General features: G+C 71.1%; 10 protein-coding genes. 1 reads left to right on the forward strand and 9 read right to left on the reverse strand.

Annotated elements, in window-relative coordinates; genetic code table 11:
* Nucleotides 1-49: 49 nt before the first annotated feature.
* From ACFC1W_RS02850 to ACFC1W_RS02880, 7 genes are all read right to left on the reverse strand, one after another.
* Nucleotides 50-1,867, reverse strand: a complete 1,818-nt coding sequence (locus ACFC1W_RS02850) for an ABC transporter ATP-binding protein (protein ID WP_375988435.1) — start codon at nucleotides 1,865-1,867, stop codon at nucleotides 50-52.
* A complete protein-coding gene (locus ACFC1W_RS02855; RefSeq protein WP_375988438.1) occupies nucleotides 1,864-3,705 on the reverse strand; it encodes an ABC transporter ATP-binding protein in 1,842 nt (613 codons plus the stop codon). Before ACFC1W_RS02855 ends, ACFC1W_RS02850 begins: the two co-directional genes overlap by 4 nt.
* Nucleotides 3,706-4,143: 438 nt before the next feature.
* The gene (locus ACFC1W_RS02860; RefSeq protein WP_375988440.1) at nucleotides 4,144-4,656 is read right to left on the reverse strand and encodes a methylated-DNA--[protein]-cysteine S-methyltransferase; all 513 of its coding nucleotides are present in this window, start codon (nucleotides 4,654-4,656) and stop codon (nucleotides 4,144-4,146) included.
* Nucleotides 4,653-6,176 carry an AlkA N-terminal domain-containing protein gene (locus tag ACFC1W_RS02865; RefSeq protein WP_375988442.1) on the reverse strand — a complete coding sequence of 508 codons (1,524 nt, stop codon included), beginning with the start codon at nucleotides 6,174-6,176 and terminating at the stop codon, nucleotides 4,653-4,655. Before ACFC1W_RS02865 ends, ACFC1W_RS02860 begins: the two co-directional genes overlap by 4 nt.
* Before the next feature lie 100 nt (nucleotides 6,177-6,276).
* Nucleotides 6,277-7,881: a bifunctional phosphoribosylaminoimidazolecarboxamide formyltransferase/IMP cyclohydrolase gene (gene purH / locus ACFC1W_RS02870; RefSeq protein WP_375988445.1), complete on the reverse strand. Its 1,605-nt coding sequence runs from the start codon at nucleotides 7,879-7,881 to the stop codon at nucleotides 6,277-6,279.
* Between the two features lie 24 nt (nucleotides 7,882-7,905).
* The gene (gene purN / locus ACFC1W_RS02875) at nucleotides 7,906-8,553 is read right to left on the reverse strand and encodes a phosphoribosylglycinamide formyltransferase (RefSeq protein ID WP_375988447.1); all 648 of its coding nucleotides are present in this window, start codon (nucleotides 8,551-8,553) and stop codon (nucleotides 7,906-7,908) included.
* A gap of 4 nt (nucleotides 8,554-8,557) precedes the next feature.
* Nucleotides 8,558-10,030: a DUF6350 family protein gene (locus ACFC1W_RS02880; protein WP_375988449.1), complete on the reverse strand. Its 1,473-nt coding sequence runs from the start codon at nucleotides 10,028-10,030 to the stop codon at nucleotides 8,558-8,560.
* A 120-nt stretch (nucleotides 10,031-10,150) separates the two neighbouring features.
* Here ACFC1W_RS02880 and ACFC1W_RS02885 point away from each other — a divergent pair, with 120 nt between their 5' ends.
* Nucleotides 10,151-11,623 carry an NCS2 family permease gene (locus tag ACFC1W_RS02885; protein ID WP_375988451.1) on the forward strand — a complete coding sequence of 491 codons (1,473 nt, stop codon included), beginning with the start codon at nucleotides 10,151-10,153 and terminating at the stop codon, nucleotides 11,621-11,623.
* A gap of 132 nt (nucleotides 11,624-11,755) precedes the next feature.
* Here ACFC1W_RS02885 and ACFC1W_RS02890 read toward each other — a convergent pair whose 3' ends face one another.
* A complete protein-coding gene (locus tag ACFC1W_RS02890; protein WP_375988452.1) occupies nucleotides 11,756-12,196 on the reverse strand; it encodes a nitroreductase family deazaflavin-dependent oxidoreductase in 441 nt (146 codons plus the stop codon).
* A 79-nt stretch (nucleotides 12,197-12,275) separates the two neighbouring features.
* Complete coding sequence (gene sucD, locus ACFC1W_RS02895; RefSeq protein WP_241112859.1) at nucleotides 12,276-13,178, reverse strand: succinate--CoA ligase subunit alpha; 903 nt, start codon at nucleotides 13,176-13,178, stop codon at nucleotides 12,276-12,278.
* Nucleotides 13,179-13,189 lie beyond the last annotated feature (11 nt).

Here is a 13,189-nt window from a genome sequence, read left to right on the forward strand (position 1 = left end):
ACGGATGCCCCGGCCGCGCGAAGGCGGCCGGGGCATCCGTGTGCGGTCGTCAGACCAGCGACTCCCGCCACGCCGCGTGCAGCTTGGCGAAGCGCCCGTCACCGCCGATGAGCGCCTCGGGCGCGTCGTCCTCGATGATCCGGCCGTGCTCCATGACGAGCACGCGATCGGCGATCGCGACCGTCGACAGCCGGTGGGCGATGATGATCGCCGTGCGGTCGGCCAGCAGCGTCTGCAGGGCGTCCTGGATCTGGCGCTCGCTCGGGATGTCGAGCGAGGCGGTCGCTTCGTCGAGGATCAGCACCGCGGGATCGGCGAGGAACGCGCGCGCGAACGAGATCAGCTGCCGCTGACCCGCCGAGACGCGGCCGCCGCGCTTGTTCACGTCGGTGTCGTAGCCGTCGGGCAGCGCCTGGATGAAGGCATCAGCGCCGACCGCACGAGCCGCGGCCTGGATCTCCTCGAACGTCGCGTCGGGCTTGCCCAGCGCGATGTTGTCGGCGACGGTGCCGCTGAACAGGTACGCCTCCTGCGTCACCATGACGATGGCGCGTCGAAGGTCCTTGGGGTGGAGGTTGCGCAGGTCGACACCGTCGAGGGTCACCGCGCCGCGCGTCGGGTCGTAGAACCGTGACACGAGCTTGGCGAGCGTCGACTTGCCGGCGCCGGTCGTTCCCACGAGCGCGATCGTCTGACCGGCCGGGATGTCGAGCGAGAAGTCCGGCAGGATCACGCGGTCGTCGGAGTATCCGAAGAGCACGTCGTCGAAGCGCACATGCCCGCGGGCGCTCCACAGGTCGACCGGCTGCACCGGGTCGGGCACCGTGGGCTGCTCCTCGAGCACGCCCGACACCTTCTCGAGCGCCGCCGTCGCGGACTGGTAGGAGTTCAGGAAGAACGCGACCTCCTGCAGCGGCGAGAAGAAGTTGCGCACGTACAGCACCGCGGCCAGCAGGATGCCGACCTCGATCGCACCGTCGATCACGCGGTAGCCGCCCCACAGCAGCACGAGCGCCACCGTCACCGAGGCGACGGCCATGAGTCCCGGCTCGAACGTGCCGAACAGCTTGATCGAACGCATGTTGACGTCGCGGTAGTCGCTGGCGAGCTCACCGAACTCGTCATCGTTGCGGGGCTCCTTGCGGAACGCCTTCACGGCGCGGATGCCCGTCATCGTCTCGACGAACTTCACGATCACCTTCGCGCTCACCACGCGCGACTCCCGGTACACGCGCTGCGAGCGCGTGTAGAACCAGCGCATCAGGAGGAAGAGAGGGATCCCCATGACCGCGAGGATCACGCCCGATTCCCAATCGACGAGCAGCAGCGCGATGAGGGTGAATCCGCCGTAGAGGATGCCCGAGACGAGCTCGTTGAGACCCCCGTCGAGCAGCTCGCGGATCGAGTCGAGGTCGCTCGTCTGGCGAGAGATGATGCGGCCCGAGGTGTACGACTCGTGGAACTCGAGGCTGAGGCGCTGGGTGTGCAGGAAGATCCGCTTGCGCAGGTCGAGCATGATCGCCTGCGTGAGCCGGGCCGCGACGACGACGTACCAGCCGATGAGGCCGGCGCCGGCGATGCCCGTGGCGAGGTAGACGACCACGACGCCGATCGTGGGCAGCCAGTTCATCTGCTCGACGGCCGCCGGGAGGGCGTTGTCGATGCCGAACGCGATCAGCGCCGGGCCCGCGACGCGGAAGGCCGTCGACACGACGAGGACGATGGCGGCGAGCCAGAGCTGGCCGCGCACGGGCGTGACGAGCGAGCCGAGCAGGCGCAGCGAGCGCTTGCGGATCGCCTTGCTCTCGACGCGCGTGTAGTCGGAGCGGTCTTCGCCGCTGGTTCCGGTGACGGTGGCGGTGCTCACAGGTTCACCTCCCTCTCCCGCAGGCGGGCTTCTTCGACCTCGAGGCTCGAGATCACATGTCGGTAGTGCTCGCTCTCGCGGAGGAGCTCGGAATGCGTGCCGACCGCCGTGATGCGCCCGGCTTCGAGCAGGGCGACGCGATCGGCGAGCATGACGGTGGACGGGCGGTGCGCGACCACAAGCGCCGTCGTCTCGTGCAGCACGTCGCGGAGCGCGTCCTCGACGAGAGCCTCGGTGTCGACGTCGAGGGCCGACAGGGGGTCGTCGAGCACGAGCACCGCCGGGCGCGCCGCGACCGCACGGGCGAGCGCGAGCCGCTGACGCTGACCGCCCGAGAGCGACAGGCCCTCCTCGCCGATGATCGTGTCGACGCCGTCGGGCAGGTCGTCGACGAACCCGGCCTGGGCGACCTGGAGCGCCTCGCGCATGATGGCCTCGGCCTCGGGGCTGCCCGGGGCGAGATCTTCGCGACCGAGCAGGACGTTGTCGCGCACGGACTGCGAGAAGAGCGTCGCATCCTCGAACGCCATGCCGACGTGGCGGCGCAGCTCGTCGAGCGTGAGATCGCGCACGTCGACGCCGTCGAGCGTCACCCGCCCCTGCGTCACGTCGTAGAGACGCGCCGGTAGGGTCGTCAGCGTGGTCTTGCCCGAACCGGTCAGACCGACGAGGGCCATCGTCTCCCCGGGGCGGAGGGCCAGGTCGATGCCGTCGAGCAGATCCCGCTCGCGGGCCGCGGCATCCTGATACCGGAAATGCGCGCCCTCGAAGACGAGCGCGCCGCGCGGACGATCGATCGTGCTCGGCGTCTCGGGGTCGACGATGGCATTCTCCTCGTCGAACACCTCGAAGATGCGGTCGGTCGCCGTGCGGGCGTCGAGCGTGAACGAGAACAGGAACCCGATCGACTCCATCGGCCACCGCAGCACCGTCGCCATCGCGAAGAACGCGATCAGCTCGGCGGTCTGCAGCTGCCCGACGGACGTCAGGTAGATGCCGGCGCCGAGGCACAGCGCGAAGGCGATGTCGGGCAGCAGCACGAGCCAGAACCAGATCCAGCCGATCGCCCGCGCCTTGCTCAGCTCGGTCTCACGGAGCGTCTCGGCCTGCCGGGTGAACTTCTGCAGGGCATGCTTGCCGCGGCCGAAGGCCTTGAGCACGCGGATGCCGTGGACGCTCTCCTCGACCGAGGTGGCGAGGTCGCCCGCCTGATCCTGACTCTGCCGGGCGAGCGTTCCGTACGTCTTCTCGAAGCGGTAGCCCGCGTACCAGAGCGGAGCCGATACGAGGAGGAACACCGTGCCGAGCAGCCAGTGCCAGCGGAACAGCAGCACGGTGCCCACGAGGATGGTGAGCACGTTGACGACCAGCAGCACGATGCCGAACGCCATCCAGCGTCGCAGCATGCTGATGTCCTGCATCATGCGGCTGAGCAGCTGGCCGGACTGCCACTTGTCGTGGAACGACACCGGCAACCTCTGCAGCCGGGAGTAGAACGTTTGGCGGATCTGGTACTCGACCTTGGTGGCGGGACCGAGCACGAACCAGCGTCGCAGCCACACCATGAGCGCCTCGGCGAGGCCGAGGGCGAGGATCGCGGCGGATCCCCAGATGATCTGCGTGAAGTCGCCGGAGGCGATGGGGCCGCCGACGATCGCTTCCAGGACGAGCGGGATGGACAGCGCGAGGAGGCTCGCGAGAAGCGCGCTCGCGGCGCCGAGCGCCAGGCGCGGCAGCACCGGCTTCGCGAACGGCAGCAGCCGGGCGAGCGCCTGCGGGGTGGACGTTTCGGACCGTTTCGACGGAGCGGTCTCGTCGGGGAGGGCGGTGGTGGTCATGATCCTTGTGGGAGGTGGTGCGATGACCCGGCGTCGGGTCGGGAGGGTGCGCGAGGCGCGACGGAGCCCCGGTGAAGGGAACGCTTCGGAAGGCGGCGGTATGCCGAAGCCGGCGGAATCGCCGGAATGCGGACGGGAGCTGTTACCCCTGTGCGCGGAAGCGCTCCGGCCCGGCGATGCGGAGGACGAAGACGGTCTTCGCGGCGATGGCGGCCTGGGACATGGCATCCTCCTTGGTGAGAGCGGAACGAGACTGCCGCACCCCGGCGAGCGCGACAGCCCTCCAGCCTATACCTGGGAGTTCGCTGGATGCAACAAGCGTTTTCCGGCGGGGTTGTCGACGGCGACGAGGGCGATGGCGGCGGCGGGCATCGACCGAGGGCGATGGCTGCGGCTCGCACCGACCGAGGTCGACAGCGGCGGCCACCGGCGCGCAGCTCAGCCGATGAGTGCGGGCACGCCCGCCTCGCGCGCGAGCAGACGCTGCTTCACGTCGAGCCCCCACGCGAACCCGCCGAGCGCTCCCCCGGTGCGCAGCACGCGGTGGCACGGCACGAACAGCGCCGGCGCGTTGCGCGCGCAGATCGATGCCGCCGCACGGACGGCGCTGGGCGAGCCCAGAACGGTCGCGAACTCCGCGTAGGTGAGCGGTCGACCCGGCTCGATCCCGCGGAGGGCGTCCCAGCCGGCGAGCTGCATGGCCGTGCCGTGCTGCGCGACCGGGACGTCGTCGATCGCGGAGAGGTCGCCGTCGTAGTACGCGACGACGGCGGCCGCGGCATCCGTCACCCCCTCGGTCACGGTCGCCGGGCGGTCACCCGCCCGGAGCCGGCCGAGGAGGCGCTCGACGTCGTCGGTCCACCCCGACGCGAGCACGCGCTGCGCCTCGTCGGCGAGGATCGTGAACGCGCCGTCGGGGGTGTCGATGGTCTGGATGGTCGCGACGCTCATGCGCTGGCTGCTTTCTGGAGATCGGATGCCGCACCCCGGCGCGCACGCGCGGGCTTGGGCGGGACGGCGCGCCACAGGTGCGCGGTGAGGTAGCTGCGCCACGGCGCGGCGCGAGCCACCCACTCGGTGAGCGGCTTGGGGTCGGCGGGAAGCCCCGTGGCCGCGGCGCCCGAGCGCACCGCGACGTCTCCGGGGAGGAACACGTCGGGGTCGCCGAGCACACGCATGCGCACGTAGTCGGCCGTCCACGGGCCGATGCCCGGCATGGCGAGGAGGGCGGCGCGCTGCTCGGCGGCATCGTCGCCGGTCGTCAGCACGAGGCTGCCGTCGGCGAGCGCGGCGGCGGCACCGACGATCGACCGGATGCGGGCGGCGGGACCGCGCAGCACCTCGGCGCCATGCTCCGCGATCGCGGCCATCGTCGGGAAGAGGCGCGTGCTGCCGTCGAAGCCGTCGACCCTCTCGCCGAGCGCGGTCGTCAGCGCGGACAGCGCCGTGCGTGCGGCGACGACGGTGATCTGCTGCCCCACCATCGCCCGGATCAGCATCTCGTGCGGGTCGGCCGCACCCGGGACGCGGATGCCGGGGAGCGCGGCGACGAGCGGCGCGAGCTCCGGGTGCTGCGACAGCGCCTCGTCGACGGCGATCGGGTCGGCGTCGAGGTCGAAGAGGCGCCGGGCGCGCGTGACGAGCGTGGACAGATCGCCCAGGTGCGTGAGCCTCGCCCGCAGCCGCATGCGCCCTGCCTCGTCGACGCGCAGTTCGAACCAGGCCGGGCCGCCGGGCAGGCGCAGGGTGCGGGCGAACGTCGTGGGCGTCGCGACTTCGGCGCCGTCGACCGCACGCGCGGACATCCAGTCGAACAGCCCGGCGGCGTCGAGCGGACCGCGATGCGGCAGCACGAGATCGATCGCTCCCGGGCCCGGGAGGGGACGGCTGCCCGAGACGACGCGGCGCCGCGCGCGCAGCTCGAGCGGCGACATGCCGAACACTTCGCGCACGGTGTCGTTGAACTGGCGGACGCTGGCGAACCCGGAGGAGAACGCGACGTCGGCCGCGGGCAGGTCGGTGCCGACCAGCAGCATGCGCGCGGTCTGCGCACGGTGGGCGCGGCTGAGCGCGAGCGGCCCGGCGCCGAGCTCGGCGGTCAGCAGCCTCGTGAGGTGGCGAGTCGAGTAGCCGAGGCGCCGAGCGAGACCGGGCACCCCCTCGCGCTCGACGACTCCGTCGGCGATGAGCCGCATCGCCCGGCCAGCCGTGTCGCCCCGGAGGTTCCATTGCGGGGACCCCGGAGCGGCCTCGGGCAGGCATCGCTTGCACGCGCGGAAGCCCGCCTCATGCGCGGCCGCGCTCGTCGGGTAGAACGTGACGTTCGAGGGCTTGGGGGTGCGCGCCGGACAGCTCGGACGGCAGTAGATGCCCGTCGACCGCACCGCGGTCACGAACTGCCCGTCGAAGCGCATGTCGCGCGAGTCGATCGCGCGGTACCGCTCGTCGAATGTCATGGCCGGGCTGCTCATGACCCCAGCCTGACACGAAGCGCCGACATCCACTCGCGGGAATCGGACACGGTTGTGCACCCCACCCGTCGCGCCCCGTACCCGCAGGCCGCGCGTGCGCTCAGTGGAAGAAGTGCCGCTCGCCGGTGAAGAACATCGTCACGTTCGCGGCGCGGGCGGCCGCGATGACCTCGTCGTCGCGCACCGATCCGCCGGGCTGCACGATCGCCGAGATGCCGGCGTCGATGAGCACCTGCGGGCCGTCGGCGAAGGGGAAGAAGGCATCGGATGCCGCGACCGAGCCGGCCGCGCGATCGCCGGCGCGCTCGACGGCGAGGCGGCACGAGTCGACGCGGTTGACCTGGCCCATGCCGATGCCGACCGTGGCCGACGCCTTCGCCAGGACGATGGCATTGGACTTGACGGCGCGGCAGGCCTTCCACGCGAAGATGAGGTTCTGCATCTCGCTCGCCGCGGGACGCTCGCCCGAGACGAGCTCCCAGTCCTTGGCGACCGACTCGATGTCGGACGGGAAGCGGTCCGCATCCTGCAGGAGCAGACCGCCGGAGACGAGGCGCACGTCCATCCGCTCCTGCTGCCAGTCGTCGGGGAGCTGCAGCAGGCGGAGGTTCTTCTTCGCCCGGAACACCTCGAGGGCGGCCGGCTCGAACGACGGGGCGACGATGACCTCCGTGAAGATGTCCTTCAGATTCTCGGCCATCTTGAGCGTGACGGTGCCGTTCGCGGCGATCACGCCGCCGTAGGCCGACACCGGGTCGCACTCGTGGGCGCGCAGGTGGGCGCTGGCGATGGGGTCGAGCGCGTGGGGAGCGGCCACCGCGATGCCGCACGGGTTGGCGTGCTTGATGATCGCGACCGCGGGCTTGACCATGTCGAAGGCGGCGCGCAGCGCGGCGTCGGCGTCGACGTAGTTGTTGTACGACATCTCCTTGCCCTGCAGCTGGGTCGCCTGGGCGATGCCGTGGCCACCGGCGCTCGTGTAGATCGCGGCACGCTGGTGCGAGTTCTCGCCGTAACGCAGGGTGGCGAGGCGCTCGGCCTTGATGGTGAGGTGCTGCGGCAGGTCGCCCTCGCCGAGGGTCTGCTCGGCGAACCACGTGGCGACCGCGCGGTCGTACTCGCAGGTGTGGGCGAAGGCGCGTGCGGCGAGCTCGCGGCGCTGGTCGAGCGTCGTCCCGCCGCCGGTCACGGTCTCGATGATCGCGGGGTACGACTCGGGTGAGACGACGATCGCGACGTTGGCGAAGTTCTTCGCCGATGCGCGCACCATCGCGGGGCCGCCGATGTCGATCTGCTCCACGACGGCGTCGCCCTCGGCGCCGGAGCGCACCGTCTCGACGAAGGGGTAGAGGTTCACGACGACGAGCTCGAACGGCTCGATGCCGAGCTCGGCCAGCTGCTGCTTGTGGTCGTCGAGGCGCACGTCGGCCAGCAGGCCCGCGTGCACGCCAGGGTGGAGCGTCTTGACGCGGCCGCCGAGCGATTCGGGGAAGCCGGTCACCGTCGCCACGTCCGTCACGGCGTGGCCGGCCTCGCGGATCGTCGCGGCCGTCGAGCCGGTGGAGACGATCTCGATGTCGGCGGCGGCGAGCGCGTCGGCCAGCGCGAGGAGGTCGGTCTTGTCGCTCACCGACACGAGCGCGCGACGGATCGGGACGACGTCGCGGTGGTGGTACAGGGCGGGGTCGGTGGTCGGGCCGGCCATGGGAGGATCTCCTCGTCGGTGGGGTCAGGAAGCGGGGGATCTCGACGCGTCGCCGTCGGCGGTGGTCGATGCGGCTGCCGCGCCCGCGGATGCGACCTCGAGATCGAGCTCGCCGTTCGCGATGCGACGGACGACGTCGATCAGAAGCCGCCGCTCGACGGGCTTGATGCGGTCGTGAAGCGTGTGCTCGTCGTCGCCGGGGAGCACGGGGACGCGCTCCTGAGCGAGGATCGGGCCGGAGTCGACCCCGTTGTCGACGATGATGACGCTGGCTCCGGTCTGCTCGACACCGGCTGCGAGCGCGTCGCGCACGCCGTGGGCGCCGGGGAACTCGGGCAGGTAGGCCGGGTGGGTGTTGATGATGCGGGGCGACCACTCGTCGACGAGCGGTGCCGGCAGGAGTCGCATGAGACCGCTCAGCACGACCAGGTCGGGACGCCACACCGCCAGCTGCCGGCCGAGCTCGGCGCCCCACTCCTCTCGCGAGCCGAACTGGGCCCACGGGACCATGAACGAGGGGATGCCGTACTCCTCGGCGTGCGCGAAGCCCTCGGCCTCGCGATCGGCGCCGACGACGACGATCTGGGCGGGATACTCGGGGTCGGCGGCCGCATCGAGCAGAGCGCGCAGATTGGACCCTGTGCCCGAGATGAGGACGGCGACCGTGAGCACCCGGCTAGTCTACCGGCGCGCCCGAGCCGGGCCGTCGAGGGCCGAGATCGAGCGTGGGATGCTCGTCGACGAGCGGTTCGGGCGCAGCATCCCGAACCTCCTCGTGAGGCTCGAAGGGCGTGTGCGCGCTCGGGACGTCCTCGCGGGACGCGTGGGCGTGCGACCTGCCGCGCGGCGACAGCAGGAGGATCGACGCGCCGACGAGCACCTCGATCCCGACCGCGAGGGCGACGGGTCCGGGTTCGGGGCCGACATGCGCGAGGCGGCCCGGACCGAGCGAGCCGGAGGCGATCGCCGCGAGCAGCGCGGCGGCTGCGGCCGACGCCACCGCGATGCCCGCCGCGATGGCCAGCCGCGCCGCGATGGGATCCTCGCCGGGCGCGGGACGGTCGTCGGGGTCGGGCTCGATCACGGGGGCGGAGGCGAGCAGTCCGGTCAGCGCGACGGGTCCGGGGTCGTTCGATGCGGCGGGCGCGGGAACGCCCGTCGCGTGCGTGGCGACCAGGCGCGACCGCGCGATCCAGCCGGCGAGAGCGCCGAGCGCGACGGGCACGAGCGCGAGCAGCAGCAGCCAGGGCGTCGTCGACTCGGGGATCGCACCGAGGATCGGGATGCCGGGCACGACACCGGTCTGCGTGCCGGACGGCGACACGGCGGCGCCGTCGCCGAACACGAAACCCGGGCCGGCCGCGAACGCCATGCCCCACACCGCGAGGGTCGGCAGGTAGGCCAGCTGGGCGAGGGTCACGACCACGGCACCGAGGGCGTCGACGTTGCCCGCCTGGAACAGCGCGACGACCTCACCGCCGCGCAGCAGCACCGCGAGTGCCGTCACCAGCGCGCCGAGCCCGATGAGGCCGACCACGACGACCGCCGTCCCGCGCGCGATCAGCCCCGGGGTCTCGCCCCAGCCGTGGGGAGCGGCTTCCACGCGGTCGCGCACCCGGGCGACGGGGCCGGCGCCCGCCTCGCGCCACTCCGTGACGACGGCGCCCGCGAGCGAGAACAGGCCGAAGACCAGCGTCGGCACGAGGATCGCCTGCCACAGCTCGGCGTCGGCGACGAGGTTCTGCGACGTGAAGCCTGCGAGGGTGGCGAGCACACCGAAGATCAGCGTTCCCGACACGACACCCGTCGCCCAGCCTTCGGCGCGCGATGCCCGCACGCCCGACCGCGCGGCGAAGATCATCGTGAAGCCCGCGAACGCGAGCGGAGCCAGAGAGAGGGTGAAGGATGCCGCGGCCGGGTCGATCCCCGTTGCGGCGACGTACTCGGCGGGCAGCGTCACGAGCAGCGGCACGAGGTTGCCGAACTGCCAGGCCGTCACCGCCGTGGGCCACAGCGCGGACCAGTCCGCGCCTGCGCCGAATGTGAAGACGAAGAGCAGCGTCAGCGGGGCGAGGGTCACGGCGATGCCGACGGCGACCGCGATGGCGGCGTCGACGGCGGAGAGGAGGGCGACGGTGAGGCGATGCATGCGCCATCGACCCTACCCAGCGCCGAGCCGACGTCCCGGCGGCGGTGCGGCCGGTCGCGGCATCCGGTCCGGTCGTTACCACAGGTCGGTGAGCGCTAACGTTTAGCGCGGAGGTTTTTCATGAGCACAACCCCGTCGCCCGTCGTCGACACCACCGCAGAGTCCCCCGAACCACGCAATGGCGTGGACCGCTTCTTCGAGATCACGCGCCGCCGTTCGACGGTCGGCGCCGAGGTCCGCGGTGGTGTGGTGACGTTCGTGACGATGGCCTACATCGTCATCCTGAACCCGATCATCCTGTCGGGCGGGATCGACGTCGACGGCAACTCCCTCGGGTTCACGCAGGTCGCCGCCGTCACGGCGCTGACCGCGGGCGTCATGACGGTGCTGTTCGGCCTGGTCACCCGCCTGCCGTTCGCCTTCGCCGCCGGCCTCGGGATCAACTCGTTCCTCGCGGTGTCGGTCGTCGGCCAGGTCACCTGGCCCGAGGCGATGGGCCTCGTGGTGATCAACGGCCTCCTCATCGTGCTGCTCGCCGCGACCGGCCTGCGCCGCATGATCTTCGACGCCGTGCCGGTGCAGCTCAAGCTCGCGATCACAGTCGGCATCGGCCTGTTCATCGCCTTCATCGGATTCGTCGATGCCGGCTTCGTCACGACGACCGGCGCGTCATCTCCCCCGATCGGCCTGGGTGTCGACGGCTCGGTCGCGACGGTGCCGACGCTCATCTTCGTGTTCACCCTGCTGCTCACCGGCGTCCTCGTCGCCCGCAAGGTCAAGGGCGGCATCCTCATCGGCCTCGTCACCGGCACCGTCCTGGCGGTGGTCGTCGAGGCGATCTGGGACATCGGCCCGAAGTTCACCGACGACGGCGTCAACCCCGGCGGCTGGGGGCTGTCGGTTCCCGAGCTTCCCGCGTCGCTGGTGAGCATCCCCGACCTGTCGCTCATCGGCCAGGTGTCGTTCGGATCGTTCGAGCGCATCGGCGTGCTCGCCGCGCTCATGCTCGTCTTCACGCTCGTCTTCACGAACTTCTTCGACGCGATGGGGACCATGACGGGCCTGTCGAAGGAAGCCGGCGTCGCCGACGCCAAGGGCGACTTCCCGCGCCTCAAGTCCGCGCTGATCGTCGAGGGCGTCGGCGCGGTCGCGGGCGGCTACGCGTCGGCCTCGTCGAACACGGTCTTCATCGAGTCGGGTGCCGGCATCGGCGAGGGCGCACGGACCGGCCTCGCCAACGTCGTCACCGGCGGACTGTTCCTCGTCGCCATGTTCTTCACGCCGCTCGTGTCGATCGTGCCCACCGAGGTCGCGGCCGCAGCACTCGTCATCGTCGGTGCGCTCATGATGGCGCAGATCCGCTACATCGACTTCTCCGAGTTCTCGGTGCTGCTGCCGGTCTTCCTGGCGGTGACCGTGATGCCGCTCACGTACTCGATCGCCAACGGCATCGGGGCGGGCTTCATCTCGTGGGTGATCGTGCGGGCGCTGTCCGGCAAGGCGAAGGAGATCAGCCCGCTGCTGTGGATCGTCGCCGCCGGGTTCGTGCTGTACTTCGCGCGCGGCCCGCTGGAGGTGCTCCTCGCGGCCTGACCGCGCAACGTCGGAGATCTCGCGAGAAACGCCGGGATGAGGGATGCCTCGTCCCGGCGTTTCGCCATGATGTCCGATGTTGCGACCGGCGCCGGGCCGGGCGGGAGACTCCGGGCTGGAGAGCCGGGCGGGTCAGCCCTCGACCGGCTCCAGCAGGAACACGGCGATCTCGCGATCCGTCTTGGCCTGGTACGCGTCGTAGTCGGGCCACACCTCGACCGCACGCGCCCACCACTCGGTGCGCTCGTCGCCCGACAGCTCGCGCGCCAGGTAGTCGCGCTTGACGGCGCCGTCCTGGAGCTCGACCTGCGGGTTCTTGCGGATGTTCCAGTACCACTTGGGCGGCTCGGGATGCCCGCCCTTCGACGCCACCGCGAGGTAGCGCCCCTCGTGCTCGACGCGCATGAGCGCGGTCTTGCGCAGGCCGCCGCTCTTCGCCCCGACCGACGTCAGCACGATGATCGGCACACCGCGGAGCGTGTTCGCCTTCTGCCCGTCCGAGGCTTCGTACGCCTCGGCCTGCTTGCGGGCCCAGTCGGAAGTGGACGGCTTGTACTCTCCGGTCAGCGGCATTCCCTCACCCTAACCCGGCATGACGAAGGGGCGGACGCGCGGCGCAGGCCGCGGCATCCGCCCCTTCGATACGAGCTGTCTACAGACCCGCGATGATGCCGCGCATGAGCTCGGCGGTCTCGCTCGGGGTCTTCCCGACCTTGACGCCGGCGGCCTCGAGGGCCTCCTTCTTCGCCTGGGCGGTGCCTGCCGAGCCCGACACGATCGCGCCGGCGTGGCCCATGGTCTTGCCCTCGGGAGCGGTGAAGCCGGCGACGTATCCCACGACGGGCTTGGTGACGTTGGCCTTGATGAAGTCGGCCGCGCGCTCCTCGGCGTCGCCGCCGATCTCGCCGATCATCACGATCGCCTTGGTCTCGGGGTCGGCCTCGAACGCGGCGAGCGCGTCGATGTGCGTCGTGCCGATGATCGGGTCGCCGCCGATGCCGATCGCCGTCGAGAACCCGATCTCGCGCAGCTCGTACATCATCTGGTACGTCAGGGTGCCCGACTTCGACACGAGGCCGATCGGGCCCTTGCCGGTGATGTTGGCGGGCGTGATGCCGACGAGCGACTCGCCGGGCGTGATGATGCCGGGGCAGTTCGGCCCGATGATGCGGGTCTTGTCCCCCTTCGACTGCGCGTAGGCCCACGCGGCGGCGGTGTCGCCGACGGGAACGCCCTCGGTGATCACGACGAGCAGGGGGATCTCGGCGTCGATGGCCTCGACCATGGCGTCCTTCGTGAACGCGGGCGGCACGAACGCGATCGACACGTCGGCGCCGGTCTTCTCGATCGCCTCGGCGACGGATGCGAAGACGGGAAGCTCGACGGGGTTGCCCTCGGCGTCGCGGTGGAGCACGGTCGTGCCGGCCTTGCGGGCGTTGACGCCGCCGACGACCTGGGTGCCGGCCTTCAGCATGAGCGCGGTGTGCTTGGTGCCCTCGCCGCCGGTGATGCCCTGGACGATGACCTTGGAGTCCTTGTTGAGGAAGATCGACATGTCTGTTCTTT

Source organism: Microbacterium sp. NPDC056003 (assembly GCF_042274785.1).
Classification (GTDB): domain Bacteria; phylum Actinomycetota; class Actinomycetes; order Actinomycetales; family Microbacteriaceae; genus Microbacterium.

Bases quoted from the DNA above. Each gene is read 5' to 3' on its own strand.
- ACFC1W_RS02855 (WP_375988438.1), bottom strand. From the start codon at position 3,705: ATGACCACCACCGCCCTCCCCGACGAGACCGCTCCGTCGAAACGGTCC.
- ACFC1W_RS02860 (WP_375988440.1), bottom strand. From the start codon at position 4,656: ATGAGCGTCGCGACCATCCAGACCATCGACACCCCCGACGGCGCGTTC.
- ACFC1W_RS02865 (WP_375988442.1), bottom strand. From the start codon at position 6,176: ATGAGCAGCCCGGCCATGACATTCGACGAGCGGTACCGCGCGATCGAC.
- purH (WP_375988445.1), bottom strand. From the start codon at position 7,881: ATGGCCGGCCCGACCACCGACCCCGCCCTGTACCACCACCGCGACGTC.
- ACFC1W_RS02880 (WP_375988449.1), bottom strand. From the start codon at position 10,030: ATGCATCGCCTCACCGTCGCCCTCCTCTCCGCCGTCGACGCCGCCATC.
- ACFC1W_RS02885 (WP_375988451.1), top strand. From the start codon at position 10,151: ATGAGCACAACCCCGTCGCCCGTCGTCGACACCACCGCAGAGTCCCCC.
- ACFC1W_RS02890 (WP_375988452.1), bottom strand. From the start codon at position 12,196: ATGCCGCTGACCGGAGAGTACAAGCCGTCCACTTCCGACTGGGCCCGC.
- sucD (WP_241112859.1), bottom strand. From the start codon at position 13,178: ATGTCGATCTTCCTCAACAAGGACTCCAAGGTCATCGTCCAGGGCATC.